Origin of the sequence: Pseudomonas sp. IT-P12, assembly GCF_949767465.1 — a bacterium.
Classification (GTDB): Bacteria; Pseudomonadota; Gammaproteobacteria; order Pseudomonadales; family Pseudomonadaceae; genus Aquipseudomonas.
In genome coordinates, this window is record NZ_CATKPY010000023.1 from 350,426 (window position 1) to 366,316 (window position 15,891).

The window sequence follows — 15,891 nt, forward strand, 5'->3', positions numbered from 1 at the left end:
GTTCGTTTTTGGAAACCACATGAAAATTCTGATCGTTGGGCCCAGTTGGGTCGGTGACATGGTGATGGCGCAGACACTGTTTCAGTGTCTCAGGCAGCGTCACCCGCAATGCGAGATCGACGTCCTGGCCCCCGAATGGAGCCGGCCGATTCTCGAGCGCATGCCCGAAGTACGCCAGGCCTTGAGCTTTCCGCTCGGTCACGGCGTCCTGGAGCTGGCGACCCGCCGGCGCATCGGTAAATCCCTGGCCGGCCAGTACGACCAGGCGATCCTGTTGCCCAATTCCCTGAAATCGGCCCTGGTGCCGTTTTTCGCCGGCATTCCCAAGCGTACCGGCTGGCGCGGCGAGTTCCGCTACGGCCTGCTCAATGACGTGCGCACGCTGGACAAGGCGCGTTACCCGCTGATGATCGAGCGCTTCATGGCGTTGGCCTACGAGCCTGGCCTTGAACTGCCCCAGCCTTATCCGCGCCCGGCCTTGCAGATCGATCCGGTGACCCGCGAAGCGGCGCTGGCCAAGTTCGGCCTGGTTCTCGATCGTCCGGTGTTGGCACTGTGTCCGGGCGCCGAGTTCGGCGAATCCAAGCGCTGGCCGTCCGAGCATTACGCCAAGGTGGCCGAAGCGAAGATTCGCGAAGGCTGGCAAGTCTGGCTGTTCGGTTCGAAAAACGATCATTCGGTGGGCGAAGACATCCGCGCCCGACTGATTCCCGGCTTGCGCGAGGAGTCGGTGAACCTCAGCGGCGGCACTTCCCTGGCCGAGGCGATCGACCTGTTGTCCTGCGCGGACTCGGTGGTGTCCAACGATTCCGGCCTGATGCACGTTGCGGCAGCGCTCAACCGCCCGCTGGTGGCGGTCTACGGTTCGACTTCGCCGGGCTTCACACCGCCGCTGGCCGAGCACGTCGAGATCGTGCGCCTGGGCATCGAATGCAGCCCGTGCTTTGATCGCACGTGCCGTTTCGGTCATTACAACTGCCTGCGCCAGCTCATGCCGCAAGCGGTGAACGAAGCCTTGCAGCGGTTGCAGGGCACTGCGGTCGAGGTTCAATAGTTTGCGGGTTCTGCTGATCAAGACTTCTTCGCTGGGCGACGTGATCCATGCGTTGCCGGCGCTGACCGACGCGGCCCGGGCCATTCCCGGCATCCAGTTCGACTGGGTGGTGGAAGAGGGCTTCGCCGAGATCCCGACCTGGCACCCCGCCGTGGGCAAGGTCATTCCCGTGGCGATCCGCCGTTGGCGCAAGAACCTCTGGCAAACCATCAAGAGTGGCGAGTGGAAGCGCTTCAAGCAAAGCGTTCGTGCCACGAAATACGACCTGGTGATCGATGCGCAGGGCCTGTTGAAAAGCGCCTGGCTGACCCGATACATCAAGGCGCCGGTGGCGGGCCTGGACAAGAACTCGGCACGGGAACCGATCGCGGCGCGTTTCTACGACCGACGCCTGGCGGTTGCCCGCGGCCAGCATGCCGTGGAGCGCGTGCGGCAGTTGTTCGCCATCGCCCTGGGTTATGACCTGCCCAAGGGCCTGGGCGACTACGGCCTGAATGTCGAGCGTCTGGTGGAATTGCCGCGCCGGAATCCCTACGTGCTGTTCCTGCATGGCACCACCTGGGACACCAAGCATTGGCCAGAAGCCTACTGGCGCGAGCTGGCCGAACGGGTCGGCTACCTGGGTGTCGGCGTGAAGCTGGCGTGGGGCAACCCGGCGGAAAAAGCCCGGGCCGAGCGCATCGCCCGTGACATGCGTCACGTCGAAGTGCTGCCCAGGCTGAATCTGGCAGGGGTCGGCAAGGTGTTGGCCGGCGCGCAAGCCTGCGTAGCGGTGGACACCGGCCTCGGTCACCTCGCCGCCGCGCTCGACGTGCCGACGCTGTCGCTGTTCGGTCCGACCAACCCGGGGCTCACCGGTGCCTATGGCAAGTCGCAGATCCACATCGCCAGCGATTTCCCCTGCGCGCCGTGCCTGCAAAAGAAATGCACCTATCAACCCACGGCCGAAGATGCCCGCCGGTTTGACCTCAAGCGCGAGTGGCCGTTGTGCTTCACGCGGCTCAACCCCGAACGTGTCGCGGTGCGGTTGAGCACGTTGTTACTGGCTGAGGAGCTGCGCTGATGCAATTGGCATTCGTCCTGTACAAGTACTTTCCATTCGGCGGCCTGCAGCGTGATTTCATGCGCATCGCCCTGGAGTGCCAGCAGCGTGGCCATCAGATCCGCGTCTATACGCTGATCTGGGAGGGCGATGTTCCGCCCGGTTTCGAGGTGTTGGTGGCGCCGGTCAAGGCGTTCTTCAATCATCGGCGCAACGAAAAACTCAGCGAGTGGATGGAGGCGGATCTGGCCAGGCGTCCGGTGGATCGTCTGATCGGCTTCAACAAGATGCCGGGCCTGGACGTCTACTACGCCGCCGACGGCTGTTTCGAGGACAAGGCGCAGAACCTGCGCAACTCGCTGTACCGGCGTTGGGGTCGCTACCGGCACTTCGCCGAATACGAGCGTGCCGTATTCGCCAGGGATGCCAAGACGCAAGTGCTGATGATTTCCGAGGTTCAGCAGCCGTTGTTCATCAAGCATTACGGCACGCCGCTGGAACGTTTTCATCTGCTGCCGCCGGGGATCTCCCAGGACCGCCGAGCGCCGCCGAACGCCGCCGAGATCCGCGCCGATTTCCGTCGCGAATTCAACCTGAAGGACGATGACCTGCTGCTGGTACAGATCGGTTCCGGGTTCAAGACCAAGGGCGTGGATCGCAGCCTCAAGGCGCTGGCCGCATTGCCCGCTGATCTGAAGAAGCGCACCCGGCTGTTTGTAATTGGCCAGGATGACCCCAAATTGTTCCAGATGCAGAGTGCCACGCTGGGGCTGGGCGATCACGTGACGTTCCTCAAGGGGCGCAGCGATATCCCGCGTTTCCTGCTCGGCGCCGACCTGCTGATCCACCCGGCCTATAACGAAAACACCGGGACCGTCCTGCTCGAAGCGCTGGTGGCCGGTTTGCCGGTGCTGGTGAGCGCGGTCTGTGGTTATGCCCATTACATTGCCGAGGCCGATGCCGGCCTGGTGCTGGATGAGCCGTTCGACCAGGGGCAGTTGACGCAGTACCTGACCGGGATGCTGAGCGACGCACCTGCACGGGCGGCCTGGCGCCGCAATGGTCTGGCCTTCGCTGAAACGGCCGACCTCTACAGCATGCCGCAGCACGCGGCGGATGTGATTCTGGCGGAGCACGCTTAATGAAGTTGATGCTGGCTGAACCGTTCAAGAGCCTCTGGGCCGGACGCGACCCGTTCACCGAGGTCGAAGGGCTTCAGGGGGAGGTGTACCGCGAGCTTGAAGCGCGACGCACATTGCGTACCGAAGTGGACGGCAACGGTTTTTTCGTGAAGATCCACCGAGGCATCGGCTGGGGGGAGATCTTCAAGAACCTGCTGACCGCCAAGTTGCCGGTGCTCGGTGCCGGGCAGGAGTGGCAGGCCATTCAACGCCTGCAGGAAGTCGGCGTGCCCACCATGACCGCCGTGGCGTATGGCGAGAAGGGCCGTAACCCGGCGGACCAGCACTCGTTCATCGTCACCGAAGAACTGGCGCCGACGATCAGCCTCGAAGACTTCAGCATCGACTGGGTCAGGCAGCCACCGCCGCCCAGGCTCAAGCGCGCGCTGATCGCCGAGGTCGCGCGCATGACCGGCATGATGCACCGCGCCGGGGTCAATCACCGCGACTGCTATATCTGTCACTTCCTGCTGCACACCGACAAGCCGGTGACGCCTGACGACTTCAAGCTGTCGGTGATCGACCTGCACCGCGCCCAGACCCGCCCGGCAATCACTCAGCGCTGGCGCAACAAGGATCTGGCGGCGCTGTATTTCTCGGCCCTGGACATCGGCCTGACCCGGCGCGACAAACTGCGTTTTCTCAAGGGCTATTTCCAGCAGCCGCTGCGCCAGATTCTGGCTGAAGAGGCCGCCCTGCTGGCCTGGCTCGACGGCAAGGCCAACAAGCTCTATGAGCGTAAGCAGCGCTACGGGGATGCACTCTGATGTCGGGCTGGAAACTCGATCCTGCTTACAGCGAACTGGCCGGGGATTTCGGCAGCCTGGAAGCGGTGTTCGCCCTCAAGGGCGAGCAGTTGACCCGCGACCCGTTGTCCGAAGTGATCCGCGTCCAGCGCGATGGCGTCAACTATTACGTCAAGCGCTACGTGGGGGCTGGCAAGGGTTTGCGCCGTTACCTGGGCAAGCCACGGGTGAAAATGGAATGGCAGAACCTCAAGCGTTTTGCCAAGTGGGGCATTCCCACGGCCGAAGTCGTGGCCTGGGGGCTTGAGCGGCGCGGCGCGGCATATGACCGCGGGGCGATGATCACCCTGGAGCTGCCGCACACCGAAGACCTGAATGCCCTGGCCGAGCGGCAGGATCCGAAGCTGAAGGATCGGGCCTGGGTCGATGGCATCAGCCGCCAGTTGGCCACCTACACCCGGACCATGCACGACAACCGCTTTACCCATAACGATCTGAAGTGGCGCAACCTGCTGGTCGATGACGAGGGGCGACTGTTCCTGATCGACTGCCCCAATGGGGATTTCTGGCGCGGCTTCTGGCTCAAGTACCGGATCTCCAAGGATCTGGCCTGTCTCGACAAGGTTGCCAAGTATCATCTTTCGGCCACCCAACGCCTGCGCTTCTACCTGCAATACCGTCAGCGGACGCGGCTCAATGCGGCCGATAAAAAACGTATCCGGCACGTGGTGAGATTTTTCGAGGGACGCGAATGACTGATTTTCTGGCCGCTGAAGACCGTGCGCTCTTGGAGCGCCACGGCCTCGGCACCTTCGATGCACTGTGGGCCAAGCAGCTTGAGGCGGTAGATGAACCCAACACCGCGCGCGGCGGCTGGAGCAGTGTGTTTCGCCTGGATCTCGAAGGTCACGGCTTTTACCTCAAGCGCCAAAGCAATTATCAGATGCACACATTGCACGCGCCATTTGGTGAGCCGAGTTTTGCCCGGGAATTTCGCAATATCAGTCGTTATGAAAAGCTCGGCATCCCGGCACTGAAGGCGGCGTTCTTCGGTGAGCGCAAGGTCGATGGCGATGTTCGGGCGGTACTGCTGACCCGTGCACTGGACGGCTGGGATGACCTGGACTCGCTGTTGCAGCGTTGGCCGGATCTCAGCCCGGCGCAGCACTCGGCCATTCTCAAGGCCTGCGGGCAACTCGCCCGACGCCTGCACGCTGCACGTCAGGTTCACGGCTGCTTCTACCCCAAGCACATTTTTCTCCAGGCCACGGGCGACGGTTACAGTGCCCAGTTGATCGACCTGGAAAAAACCCGTCCGCTGCTGTTCGGCCAGCGTGACCGGGTCAAGGATCTGGAACCGTTGACGCGGCGGGCGCGGGAGTGGAGTGAAGCGCATTTGCGCGAATTGTTGGCCGCTTACCTGGATCAACCGCAGGACAGCTCGCTGATCGACAGCTGGCTGACGCGCCTGACCGCGCGGCGCAGCTACAAGAGGGCGGGCTGATGCGTTTGTCTGAACTGAAATCCGCCGGTCGCCAGCCGCACCTGCCGCTGAGCCTGACGCTGGCGGATGCCGCCGGGCCGGCCGAATTGCAGCTGCTGAGTCTGTTGCGAGTGTTGCCGGGCCAGCGCTACGTCGGTGCCGGCGTCTGGCGTGGCCGTCCGGTACTGGCCAAGTTGTTGGTGGGCGCCAAGGCGGCGCGGCATTTTCAGCGTGAGCGCGACGGCGTGCGTTTGCTGGCCGCCCAGGGGCTGACCACGCCACAGTTGCTGGCCGATGGCCTGAAAGAGGGCGAGGGTGGCTGGCTGCTGTTCGATTTCCTCGAAGGGGCCGAAAGCCTGGGCGATGCCTGGAATAAGGTGGAGCACCTGCCGGCCCTGGCCGATGAGCAGACGGCCGTGTTGGCCGACGCTTTGGGTGCCATCGGGCAAATGCATCGCAAGGGCCTGTGGCAGGAAGACCTGCACCTGGACAACCTGCTGCGCCAGCGTGGCCGCCTGTACTTGATCGATGGTGCCGGGATCTGCAGCGAAACCCCCGGGCAGCCGCTGTCACGGCTAAAGGTCCTGGAAAACCTCGGGGTGTTTTTCGCTCAACTGCCCAAGTCGCTGGAACCGTTCACCGAAGAGTTGCTGGTGTATTACCTCCTGAGCAACGGCGAGCATGCCTTGCCGATGGAGGCTTTGCAGAAGCAGATCGACAAGGTGCGCCGCTGGCGTCTCAAGGACTTCCTGATCAAGGTCGGCCGTGAATGCACATTGTTCAGCGTGCAGCGCGGGCCGTTCGGCTTGCAGGCGATCCGCCGCGAAGAGGAGGCGGCCATGCTGCCGGTGCTGGAACAGGCGGACGCGCTGCTCGACCAGGGCCACCTGTACAAGACGGGCGGTGCGGCGAGTGTCGGGAAAGTCGAAGCGGGCGGACGGACACTGGTGATCAAGCGCTACAACATCAAGGGCTTTGCCCATTGGCTCAAGCGCTTCTGGCGCCCGAGCCGAGCCTGGCACTCCTGGCGCGAAGGCAATCGCCTGGCGTTTCTCGGCATTGCCACGCCGACCCCCCTGGCCGTCCTGGAAAAGCGCTTTCTCTGGTTGCGCAGCCGGGCTTATCTGGTCACCGAGCACCTGCCGGGGCCGGACATCATCGAGCGGTTCGCGCCCCATGTTGAAAGTGGCGAGGCCCCCGAGGCGGAACTGGCGGCGCTGGACCAGCTGTTTGCCGAGCTGATTCGTGAGCGGATCAGCCACGGCGACTTCAAGGGGCACAACCTGTTCTGGCAGGAAGACCGTTGGGCGCTGATCGATCTCGATGCCATGTGCCAGCACGGTTCAGCGGGCAGCTTCGCCCCGGCCTACGCGCGGGACCGGGCGCGGTTCATGCGCAACTGGCCCGAGCAGAGTGCGCTGTACCAGGTCATCGACCAGCGGCTGCCCAAGGACGTCTCCAGCGCCAACTGAAACCGCTTCGCGAGCAGGCTCGCTCCCACAGTGGTTACATGTCTGTCCTGGTATTCCTCAACGGCGCCGTTCCCCTGTGGGAGCGAGCCTGCTCGCGATGGCGTCGGTGAAGCTGTCACTATCGCGGGTCGTTGGTGAAAAGTCCTACGCCATCTGCCGACTTCATGAACTGTGCCACCCATCGACGCAATGCTAGCTTGCCTGACGTTCATGGAGGGCAAGCTTTGATCACTAAAATGGCGGTTGTACTGGGCGCGAGCGTGGTGCTGTCGGGGTGCGGGACCAGCCTCACGGTGCTGCAGAATGAAGAAGATGCCGTGCGCGGCCTCAGGAAGCAAAAGACCTATTGTCAGTCCATCCCGCGCGTCTACAGCGGCCTTGCCCATGATTTCTGCGTGTTGAATGCGCCACCCAGCCCGGGCGGCTACCTCGCCCCGTTCGTTCTGGCGGACCTAGCCCTGTCGGGCATCTTCGACACCGTCGTCCTGCCCTACACGATTTACCGGCAGGCGACCGATGGCAGCATGGCAATCTACTGGCGGACCAGCCCGCGATGACCCCGGGCAATCCAGGCATTGGCGGGCATCTATACGCCACTGACAACCCGGTGGGTCATTCCTGCCATCTTTACGCTATAATCCCGCCCTTTAGCTGTCTCTCGCCCCTTGCGAGGGCACATCCATTTTGAGGCGCGTTGCGCCTGCACGCAGACTTAAGAGGCTAGACCCCTGTGGCATTGACGATTCTTGGCCTGTCCGGCGCCCTTAGCCATGATCCTTCCGCAGCCCTGTACATCGACGGCAAGCTGGTCGCGGCAGCTGAGGAAGAGCGCTTCGTACGCGATAAACATGCAAAGAACCGCATGCCCTATGAGTCGGCGAAGTTTTGCCTGGAACAGGCTGGCATCAAGCCATCCGATGTTGACGTGGTCGCGATTCCGTTCGCACCGATCAGCCTGTTCGGCAAGGCGCGCTGGCACTATGCCAAGCGTTACTGGTACGCCCCGGACCGCGCCCTTGACGCGATCCTGATGGGCAACCGGCGCTACAAGCGCTACCGCAACAAGATCGTCTGGTGCCTCGAGCAACTGGGCTTCAACCCGAAGAAAATCAGGATCGAGCCGGTCGAGCACCACCTCGCTCACGCCTCGAGCGCCTACCACTGCTCCGGTTTCAAGGAGAAAACCGCGATCCTGGGGATCGACGGCAAGGGTGAGTACGCCACGACCTTCTTCGGCTATGGCGAAAACGGCAAGATCCACAAGATCAAGGAATTCTTCGATCCGGATTCCCTTGGCGGCCTGTACGGCGCGATCACCGAGTTCCTCGGTTTCGAAATGCTCGACGGCGAGTTCAAGGTCATGGGCATGGCGCCGTACGGCGATGCCAGCAAATACGACTTCTCGCGCCTGGCCTCGTTTGAAAACGGCGAGCTGGTGATCAACACCGACTACGCCAACGTCATCGGCCTGCGCCGCTATAAAGAGAAGGGCAAGGGCTTCTACTTCTCGCCGAAGCTGATCGAGTGGCTGGGGCCGAAGCGCGAAGGCGACATCGCCGACGAGCCTTACATCCATTACGCCGCGAGCATGCAGGCGCTGTTCGAAAAGATCGCGCTGCAGATGATCGATTACTACCTGGGCGACGTGCTCAAGGAAACCGGCAAGCTGGCCTTCGCCGGTGGCTGTGCGTTGAACGTCAAGCTGAACCAGAAAATCATTGCCCGCAGTGACGTCAAGGAACTGTTCGTCCAGCCTGCGTCCGGCGACGCCGGTACTGCAGTGGGTGCGGCGGCCTATGTGTCCCACGCCCGGGGCGTGCCGGTCGAGAAGATGGAACACGTCTACCTCGGCCCGTCGTACAGCAACGAAGACGTGATCGCCGCGTGCGCCCGTCATGCCGACAAGCCGAAATGGCGCAAGCTCGACAACATGCCGGAGCAGATTGCCAAAATCATGGTCGACGGCAACCCGGTGGCCTGGTTCCAGGGGCGCATGGAGTTCGGTCCGCGCGCGTTGGGCGGCCGTTCGATCATTGGCTGCCCGAGCGTGGCGGGCGTGGCTGACCGCATCAACCACCAGATCAAGTTCCGCGAGCGCTGGAGGCCTTTCTGCCCGTCGATGCTCGACACCGTTGCCCCGCAGATGATCAAGGTCGATCACCCTGCGCCGTTCATGACCTTCACCTTTGAAGTGGCGGATGAGTGGAAGACCCGCGTGCCGGAAGTCGTTCACGAAGACGGCACCTCCCGGGCCCAGGTGCTCAAGCGCGAATACAACCCGCGCTACTACGACATGATGAAGGCGCTGGAAGTCCTGACCGGCAACGGCGTATCGCTGAACACCTCGCTCAACCGTCGTGGCGAACCGATGATCTGCTCGCCGACGGATGCCCTGAACATGTTCTTCGGTTCCGACCTACAGTATCTGATCATGGAAGACATTCTCGTGGTCAAAGAGGGTGCGGACGCCTATGACACGCTCGGCTGAACGCCATGTGCTGCAGTTCTGCCACGGCTATGACGGTCCGTTCCTGGACTGCGCCCGGCAGTATGCCAGCCTGTTTGCGGGGACCGGTTATCGAGTGACCACGGTGTTTCTGACCGGGGTTGCCGATGCACAGGTCGCCGCGAGCTGCGCGTCGGACGAAGTGTTGTTCATGGAATACAGCTCCAGGGCCATTCGTGGCCTGAAGCTGGGCGCCATCAGTGATCTGCGCAAGATCGCCGCTTCGCGCAACTTCAGTTTTTGCATCGCTCACCGATTCAAGCCGATCTACATTGCCTTGCTGGGCACCTCGTTGCCGGTGATCGGTGTTCATCACGCGTTTGGCGACTACGAACGCAGCGGCCGCAAGTTCTTTGCAAATTTTTTCCGCAAGCGCCTGAGTCTGCTTGGGGTTTCCGATGCCGTGCGCGACGACATCCGTCGTTGCCTGCCGCAATGGCCTTCGTCACGGATCCAGACGCTGTACAACCGCATCGACGTGCAAAACCTGCAGGAGGATCATGCCTCCGTCCGCGAGGCCCGGGAAACCCTGGGGCTGTCGATGGATGCGTGGATCATCGGCAACGTCGGCCGCCTGCATCCGGACAAGGATCAGACCACGTTGCTGCACGGCTTTGCCGCGGCATTGCCGGGTTTGCCGGCCAACAGCCAGTTGGTGATCCTCGGGATCGGTCGGCTGGAGCAGGACCTCAAGGCCATGGCCCGTGAACTGGGGATTGGCGACCGGGTGCTGTTCCTCGGACAGGTGCCGGAAGCGCGCCGCTTTTTCCGGGCCTTCGACGTGTTTGCCCTGACCTCCGATCACGAACCGTTCGGCATGGTGCTGCTCGAAGCCATGGCCGCCGGCGTGCCATTGCTGGCGACAGCCTGCGGGGGCGCGAAGGAAGTGGTCGAAGGGGTCGGCATTCTGTTCCCCCTGGGCGATACCGAGCGTCTGGCCCAAGGGCTGCAGCACCTGGCGGCGATGGATGAACAGCAGCGTCGCCAGTGCGCCGAGCTGATGCTGGAACGCTTGCGTGAACGCTTCTCCGACCGCGCGGTACGGGATGCTTTCTGGCATTTGCCCAATGTCACCGAACTGGCGGCGAGGGGTTGATGCTCAACCGATTCCAAGGATGGCGCGAGCGTGGCTGGACGGTGATCGACGCCGCGACCTATGACCACACCTGGCAGCGATATGGTGGCAGTGTCGCCACTCACCCGATGGTGGTCGAGCGCCTTGCACAGTTGGCCGGCATCCCGGTGCGTTACCTGGCCTGGGCGCCGAATGGCGAGGTGCAGGCGGCGATTGCGACCTGGGGCCGTGATCTCGCCTTGTCCAAGGACGTGCTCAAGCGCAACGGCAAGAAGGGGTTGTTCGACCTTGGCAATGCCGAAATCATCCTGCCAGCCGCTGCCGATAGCCATGCCCCCTTGCGCCATCGCGCCCGTTACCTGTCCGCATTGAATGAAGGTCGCTTCAGCGGTATCCGGCCGCAGGCGGAGCAGTTGGCCATGGCCCGTACACCGGAAGAACTGTCGAAGAAGTTTCGCTACAACCAGCGCCGTGAGTTGCGTTTGCTGGAAGAGGCGGGCGGGGTGGTGCGGCCGGTCAGCGAGTTTTCCAGTGCCGAACTGGCCGCGATCTATTGCGACCTGTTCCAGCGCCGCTGGGGGTTCCCGGCGACCGGGGCCGAACGCATGGCCGAGGTGATCGAGTTGCTGCGCGACCTGTTGATCGGCTCGGTGATTTTTCTCAATGATGCCCCCATTGCCATTCAACTGGTGTATCGCGTCGAAGCGCCGCAATGGATCAGCGTCGAGTACATCAATGGGGGCGTCGACCCCGAAACCCGCGAGTTCAGCCCCGGCAGCGTCTTGAGTTTTCTCAATACCCAGAGCGCCTGGGAGCATGCGCGGGCCCTGGACAAGCCGCTGCGCTTTTCCTTTGGTCGCGCCGACCGTGAATACAAGGACCGCTGGTGTAATCCTGTGCCGGTCTTCACCGTATGAGCCCGCCCATGAGTCGTAAACAACACCTGCTCAAGCGCCACCGGCGCAACAAGCGCATCGGCCTGTTGATTGCCCTGTTGCTGCTGATCGCCATCGGCGTGCTGGTGGCCTGGTGGTTGCCGCTGGTGCTGGCGGTGCTGGGCTGGATCGCTCACGAAGCCTGGTTTGCCGACCATCTGTTCTATTCGCCCAAGGACGATTACGCCTACAGCTTCCCGCCCTACGCCCCGCAGCCCAGGGTTCACCTGGAGGGTGAGCGCTTGCGCCTGGATGACGGCGTCATGCTGGTGGACGATGCGACACTGGTACTGGCGCTACGGGTGAAAAGCACGTGGCTGGGGCGTTTTTTCGACCCGGCTGTCGAACTGTCGGGGGGCGATCATCCCGATCGGCAAACCTTCGAGCGTGGTGCCAACGGCCTGCGTTATCTCAACCTCAGTGGTCAGGCGCAGGTGCTGTCGCGGGGAGCGTTGCGACTGCGCGGGCGCTTTTGCCGGGTGTTGGGCGAACCTGTCCTCTGGGCTTTCGAACAGCCGGACTACCGCCGTCAGCGCGTCATGGTGATCGCTCCCCACGCTGATGACGCCGAGCTGGCAGCCTACGGTTTGTACAGCCAGGCCGACGAAGCCTGGATCGTGACCCTCACGGCCGGCGAAATCGAAGCGCAGCATTACCAGCAAATGGGCCTGGACGAAGTCGAGGCCGCACGCCTGAAGGGGCGGCTGCGGGCCTGGGACAGTATCGCGGTGCCGCGCTGGGCCGGCGTTCCCGAGGATCATTGCGTGCAGTTGGGCTATTTCTGCCTGCAACTGGCAGCGATGCAGGCCCACCCGTCCCTGCCAGTGGGTTCTCGTGAAGCGCAGATGGACGACACTCGTCCGTTCCGTCGGTTGAACCCTTTTGCACTGCCGGGCGATGCCGATGGCGCACCGACCTGGAACAATCTGTTGGCCGACCTGCGCGAGTTGTTGCTGCGGGCCCGCCCTGAAGTCATCGTGTTGCCGCACCCCACGCTCGACCCGCATCCGGATCACGTGTGCGCGCAGCAAGCGGTGCTTGAAGCGCTGCGTGGCCTGGAGTGGCAGCCAACCACGTTGCTCGGTTATGCCAACCACCTGCATGACAATGACCGCTGGCCCATGGGCGATGCGGGGGATGGCATCGCGTTGCCGCCGGCCTTCGATCCGGCGGTGTCGATGCAACCTTATTGTCTGCCGGTGCCCCTGCCACTTCAGCGTGATAAAGCCATGGCGCTGGCAATGATGCACGATCTTCAACCGCGCATGCCGTTCAAGCGACGACTCCGGCGGTTGATGCAGTGGCTCCTGGCCAGTAGAGTGCCGTCCACCTATGGAGAGAATGAGTTCTTTCGCAAGGCGGTCCGGCGCCAGGAGCTGTTCTGGCTGCTCAAGCACGGTGAGGCATCCGGGCCGCAGAATTGAACGACAACACGGCCTGACGAGGCGGTGTTCCCAGTATTTACAGTGAGTTTTCCGTGATCAATCCACGCCCTCGTATTTTGTTTCTGATGCCGTATTTCGGTCGCTGGCCCTTCTGGATGCCGTTTTTCCTGGAGAGTTGCCGCCGCAATCCCGACATCGACTGGCTGATGTTCAGCGACTGCGGGGTTCCCGAGGACCTGCCGCCCAACGTCACCATCGAGTGCATGACGTTCGGCGATTATTGCGCGCTGGTGTCCCAGCGGCTGAACATCGACTTTGCGCCGACCCAGGCCTACAAACTGTGCGACATCCGTCCCGCGTTCGGGCTTATCCATGCCGACCGCCTGGAAGGCTATGATTTCTGGGGCTTCGGCGATATCGACCTGGTGTACGGCGATCTGCGCCGTTATTTCACGGCGGACCGGCTCGCTGCCTATGACCTGTACTCGACCCACGAGCGGCGGGTGGCGGGGCATCTCTGCCTGATCAGAAATACCGAGCGCAAGCGCCAGTTGTTCAGGAAGATCAAGGATTGGGAAGCGCGGTTTACCGACCAGAAGCATCATGCGCTGGACGAGGGCGCTTTCAGCCGGATTTTCCTCTGGCGCAAGAATTTTCCCGAGCCGTTGTTCAAGCTGGTGGGCAAGTTCAACCCCTGGCGCCGACGCAGCGAATTCACCGAGGCCTTCAGTACGCCCGGCGGTTGCATCAAGTGGCATGACGGCACCGACAATTTCCCGCACACGTGGTATTGGCGCAATGGTCAGGTCAGCAATGATCGCGATGGCGATCGGCTGTTTCCGTATTTCCATTTCGTCTGCTGGAAGCGCAACGAATGGTCGCAGTTACCCGAACCCGATCCGGCCGAGATCAGGCGTCTCGCCGCTGAGCCTGCCTGGATCATCGATGAGACGGGCTTTCACCGGGGGGCGTTATGAGCCAGCGGTCGAAGGTGCTGCAATTACAGCCTGACTACAACGTCAAGGCCCACGACTTCGCTGACCTGGCGGAGCAGATCGTCAAGGCTTTGCCCGGCGATCGTTATGAAGTGACCGCAGCGTTCCTGCGCGGCAAACCCGGGCCGGGCGAGGCCGTGAGCCGTGCTGCGCGCTCGGTGTATTTCGAGTTCTCCGACAAGTCGCTCAAGGGCATGCGCCTGCGGGCGATGTGGCGGCTGTACCAGTTTTGCCGCAAAGAAAAATTCGATGTGGTGATCTGCAATCGCTTCAAGCCTGTGAACATGATGCTGGCCCTCAATCGTTGGCTGAAAGTACCGCTGTGCATCGGTATCTCCCACGGGTTTGGCGAATACGACCGGTTCTACCGGCGTCGCCAGACCCAGCGCCTGATCGATCGTCACTGGCGTTTCGTCGGGGTGTCTCCGGCGGTCAAGCAGTACCTGCTGGACTGTGATTGCGGTTTCACCGATCAAAACACCTACGCCATTACCAACGCGATCGACATCGAGCAGGCCGAAGGTTTGCAGCACAGTCGCGAGCGCGCCCGGGAATTGCTGGGCATCGATCCGACGGTGCGCCTGATCGGCGCGCTGGGACGGTTGGTGCCGGTCAAGGGGCACACCTACCTGTTGCAGGCGTTTGCCACCCTCAAGGACAAGTACCCCAATACCCAGTTGGCAATTATCGGTGCGGGTCGCGAAGCGTCGAACCTGGCGGCCGAGATCGAGCGTCTGGGGCTGGACGGGCGTGCTCATTTGCTGGGGTTCAAGGAGAACGCCCTGCAGTACGTACGCGCCTTCGACATCTGGACCATGCCCTCACTGGCCGAAGGCCTTGGGCTGGCGCTACTGGAAGGCATGAGCGGTCACCTTCCGGTGATCGCCTCGAACGTGCCGGCGATGTTGCCGCTGATTCAGGGCGCAGGCGGTCTGGCGATCACGCCCAAAGACGTGCCGAGCCTGGTCGCGGCATTGGACACCTACCTCGGGCTGTCGGATGACGACCTCAAGGCCAAGGGTGAGCAGGCCTATCGTTATCTTCAGGCGCAACACGACATCGAGGTGTTCCGCCAGGAGTACCTGAGCCTGATCGACACTGGCCTGAGCCAGGCCCGCAAGGAGCATTCATGAGCGACGCCCAACCCATCGTCACGGTCATCATCGCGTCGTATAACCACGGTCGCTACATTGAGGAGAGCATCCTCAGTGTGATCGACCAGACCTACCCGAACATCGAGCTGCTGGTGGTCGATGATGGCTCCAGCGATGACAGCGTCGAGCGGATCAAGGTCCTGCAGGCGCAACATGACTTTGATTTTCGCGTCCAGCAGAACCAGGGGCTGACCAACACCCTGAACGGCGCCATCGCCCGTGCGAAGGGCAGCCTGATCGTGCCTTTCGGTTCCGACGACATCATGCTGCCCGAGCGCATCGCCACGCAGGTGGCGCACATGGATGGCAAGCCGGAGGTAGGCATCTGCGCCGGCAACATCGAGCTGATGGACGCTGATGGCGTTCCATACCCGGAGTCGCGCCAGCGTCGCGATGTGCCGTTTCGCCGCCTGGATTTCGACGACATGTTCCTCGAGCGCAAGCCTTACCCGCCGGCACCCACGCTGATGATCCGTCGCGAGGCGCTGGACAAGGTCGGCGGCTTCGATCCGACGATTCGCCTGGAGGATTTGCTGATCGAGTTGAAAGTGACCCATGCCGGGTACTTCATCGATGGCTTGAACGTGCTGATGGCGCGCTATCGCAAGCACGCCACCAACTCCTACAAGAACCACCGTTTCATGATCGACAACATCCTGCGCACCTATGCGCTGTTCAGCGATCATCCGATGTACGAGTTCGTGCGCTACCGGTTTCTCAGCTCGATGTTCCTCAAGACCGCCAATCGCGACCGCCAGCTGGCGCGAGAGCTGCTGGCGCAGATCCCGTTCAAGGCGTGGAACAAGAAGACCTGGCGGGGGTTGGGGCGCCTGTACTTTTCACCGCTGGAAAAAGACTGAACC

The 15,891-nt window shown here is 62.4% G+C and carries 15 protein-coding genes; all 15 read left to right on the forward strand.

From position 1 onward, the window contains the following. The first annotated feature begins 19 nt into the window (after positions 1-19). The 15 genes from waaF to ACM6IM_RS19895 all read left to right on the forward strand — a co-directional run bounded on the left by waaF (position 20) and on the right by ACM6IM_RS19895 (position 15,888). A complete protein-coding gene (gene waaF / locus ACM6IM_RS19825; protein ID WP_201193765.1) occupies positions 20-1,054 on the forward strand; it encodes a lipopolysaccharide heptosyltransferase II in 1,035 nt (344 codons plus the stop codon). Position 1,055: 1 nt separating this feature from the next. Beyond that, the gene (gene waaC / locus ACM6IM_RS19830) at positions 1,056-2,117 is read left to right on the forward strand and encodes a lipopolysaccharide heptosyltransferase I (protein ID WP_192307652.1); all 1,062 of its coding nucleotides are present in this window, start codon (positions 1,056-1,058) and stop codon (positions 2,115-2,117) included. After that, positions 2,117-3,238, forward strand: a complete 1,122-nt coding sequence (locus ACM6IM_RS19835) for a glycosyltransferase family 4 protein (protein ID WP_192307653.1) — start codon at positions 2,117-2,119, stop codon at positions 3,236-3,238. Before waaC ends, ACM6IM_RS19835 begins: the two co-directional genes overlap by 1 nt. After that, positions 3,238-4,044 (forward strand): lipopolysaccharide core heptose(I) kinase RfaP, encoded by an 807-nt coding sequence (rfaP, locus tag ACM6IM_RS19840; RefSeq protein WP_414866089.1) that lies wholly within the window; start codon positions 3,238-3,240, stop codon positions 4,042-4,044. The genes ACM6IM_RS19835 and rfaP overlap by 1 nt, the downstream gene beginning before the upstream one ends. Next, entirely contained in the window at positions 4,044-4,778 is a 735-nt protein-coding gene (locus ACM6IM_RS19845; protein ID WP_414866090.1) for a lipopolysaccharide kinase InaA family protein, read from the forward strand. The genes rfaP and ACM6IM_RS19845 overlap by 1 nt, the downstream gene beginning before the upstream one ends. Beyond that, on the forward strand, positions 4,775-5,527 hold the full coding sequence (locus tag ACM6IM_RS19850) for a lipopolysaccharide kinase InaA family protein (protein WP_192307656.1): 753 nt from the start codon (positions 4,775-4,777) through the stop codon (positions 5,525-5,527). Before ACM6IM_RS19845 ends, ACM6IM_RS19850 begins: the two co-directional genes overlap by 4 nt. Continuing rightward, positions 5,527-6,978: a lipopolysaccharide kinase InaA family protein gene (locus ACM6IM_RS19855; protein WP_414866091.1), complete on the forward strand. Its 1,452-nt coding sequence runs from the start codon at positions 5,527-5,529 to the stop codon at positions 6,976-6,978. Before ACM6IM_RS19850 ends, ACM6IM_RS19855 begins: the two co-directional genes overlap by 1 nt. Before the next feature lie 236 nt (positions 6,979-7,214). After that, entirely contained in the window at positions 7,215-7,535 is a 321-nt protein-coding gene (locus ACM6IM_RS19860) for a YceK/YidQ family lipoprotein (protein ID WP_414866192.1), read from the forward strand. 173 nt (positions 7,536-7,708) lie between these two features. Beyond that, on the forward strand, positions 7,709-9,466 hold the full coding sequence (locus ACM6IM_RS19865; RefSeq protein ID WP_192307659.1) for a carbamoyltransferase: 1,758 nt from the start codon (positions 7,709-7,711) through the stop codon (positions 9,464-9,466). Then, positions 9,450-10,580: a glycosyltransferase gene (locus tag ACM6IM_RS19870; protein WP_201193746.1), complete on the forward strand. Its 1,131-nt coding sequence runs from the start codon at positions 9,450-9,452 to the stop codon at positions 10,578-10,580. The genes ACM6IM_RS19865 and ACM6IM_RS19870 overlap by 17 nt, the downstream gene beginning before the upstream one ends. Next, positions 10,580-11,476, forward strand: a complete 897-nt coding sequence (locus ACM6IM_RS19875) for an antimicrobial resistance protein Mig-14 (RefSeq protein ID WP_414866092.1) — start codon at positions 10,580-10,582, stop codon at positions 11,474-11,476. Before ACM6IM_RS19870 ends, ACM6IM_RS19875 begins: the two co-directional genes overlap by 1 nt. Positions 11,477-11,484: 8 nt before the next feature. After that, the gene (locus tag ACM6IM_RS19880; protein ID WP_414866093.1) at positions 11,485-12,918 is read left to right on the forward strand and encodes a PIG-L deacetylase family protein; all 1,434 of its coding nucleotides are present in this window, start codon (positions 11,485-11,487) and stop codon (positions 12,916-12,918) included. A 53-nt stretch (positions 12,919-12,971) separates the two neighbouring features. Beyond that, positions 12,972-13,856, forward strand: coding sequence for a DUF6625 family protein (locus ACM6IM_RS19885; RefSeq protein WP_201193739.1), 885 nt, complete (start codon positions 12,972-12,974; stop codon positions 13,854-13,856). Next, positions 13,853-15,007 (forward strand): glycosyltransferase family 4 protein, encoded by a 1,155-nt coding sequence (locus ACM6IM_RS19890; protein ID WP_414866094.1) that lies wholly within the window; start codon positions 13,853-13,855, stop codon positions 15,005-15,007. The genes ACM6IM_RS19885 and ACM6IM_RS19890 overlap by 4 nt, the downstream gene beginning before the upstream one ends. After that, positions 15,004-15,888: a glycosyltransferase gene (locus ACM6IM_RS19895; RefSeq protein ID WP_414866095.1), complete on the forward strand. Its 885-nt coding sequence runs from the start codon at positions 15,004-15,006 to the stop codon at positions 15,886-15,888. The genes ACM6IM_RS19890 and ACM6IM_RS19895 overlap by 4 nt, the downstream gene beginning before the upstream one ends. The last annotated feature ends 3 nt before the right edge of the window (positions 15,889-15,891 follow it).

Excerpts from the sequence above, each read along its gene's own strand:
- waaF (WP_201193765.1), top strand. The coding sequence starts at position 20 with ATGAAAATTCTGATCGTTGGGCCCAGTTGGGTCGGTGACATGGTGATG.
- ACM6IM_RS19835 (WP_192307653.1), top strand. The coding sequence starts at position 2,117 with ATGCAATTGGCATTCGTCCTGTACAAGTACTTTCCATTCGGCGGCCTG.
- rfaP (WP_414866089.1), top strand. The coding sequence starts at position 3,238 with ATGAAGTTGATGCTGGCTGAACCGTTCAAGAGCCTCTGGGCCGGACGC.
- ACM6IM_RS19845 (WP_414866090.1), top strand. The coding sequence starts at position 4,044 with ATGTCGGGCTGGAAACTCGATCCTGCTTACAGCGAACTGGCCGGGGAT.
- ACM6IM_RS19850 (WP_192307656.1), top strand. The coding sequence starts at position 4,775 with ATGACTGATTTTCTGGCCGCTGAAGACCGTGCGCTCTTGGAGCGCCAC.
- ACM6IM_RS19855 (WP_414866091.1), top strand. The coding sequence starts at position 5,527 with ATGCGTTTGTCTGAACTGAAATCCGCCGGTCGCCAGCCGCACCTGCCG.
- ACM6IM_RS19860 (WP_414866192.1), top strand. The coding sequence starts at position 7,215 with ATGGCGGTTGTACTGGGCGCGAGCGTGGTGCTGTCGGGGTGCGGGACC.
- ACM6IM_RS19870 (WP_201193746.1), top strand. The coding sequence starts at position 9,450 with ATGACACGCTCGGCTGAACGCCATGTGCTGCAGTTCTGCCACGGCTAT.
- ACM6IM_RS19875 (WP_414866092.1), top strand. The coding sequence starts at position 10,580 with ATGCTCAACCGATTCCAAGGATGGCGCGAGCGTGGCTGGACGGTGATC.
- ACM6IM_RS19880 (WP_414866093.1), top strand. The coding sequence starts at position 11,485 with ATGAGTCGTAAACAACACCTGCTCAAGCGCCACCGGCGCAACAAGCGC.
- ACM6IM_RS19890 (WP_414866094.1), top strand. The coding sequence starts at position 13,853 with ATGAGCCAGCGGTCGAAGGTGCTGCAATTACAGCCTGACTACAACGTC.
- ACM6IM_RS19895 (WP_414866095.1), top strand. The coding sequence starts at position 15,004 with ATGAGCGACGCCCAACCCATCGTCACGGTCATCATCGCGTCGTATAAC.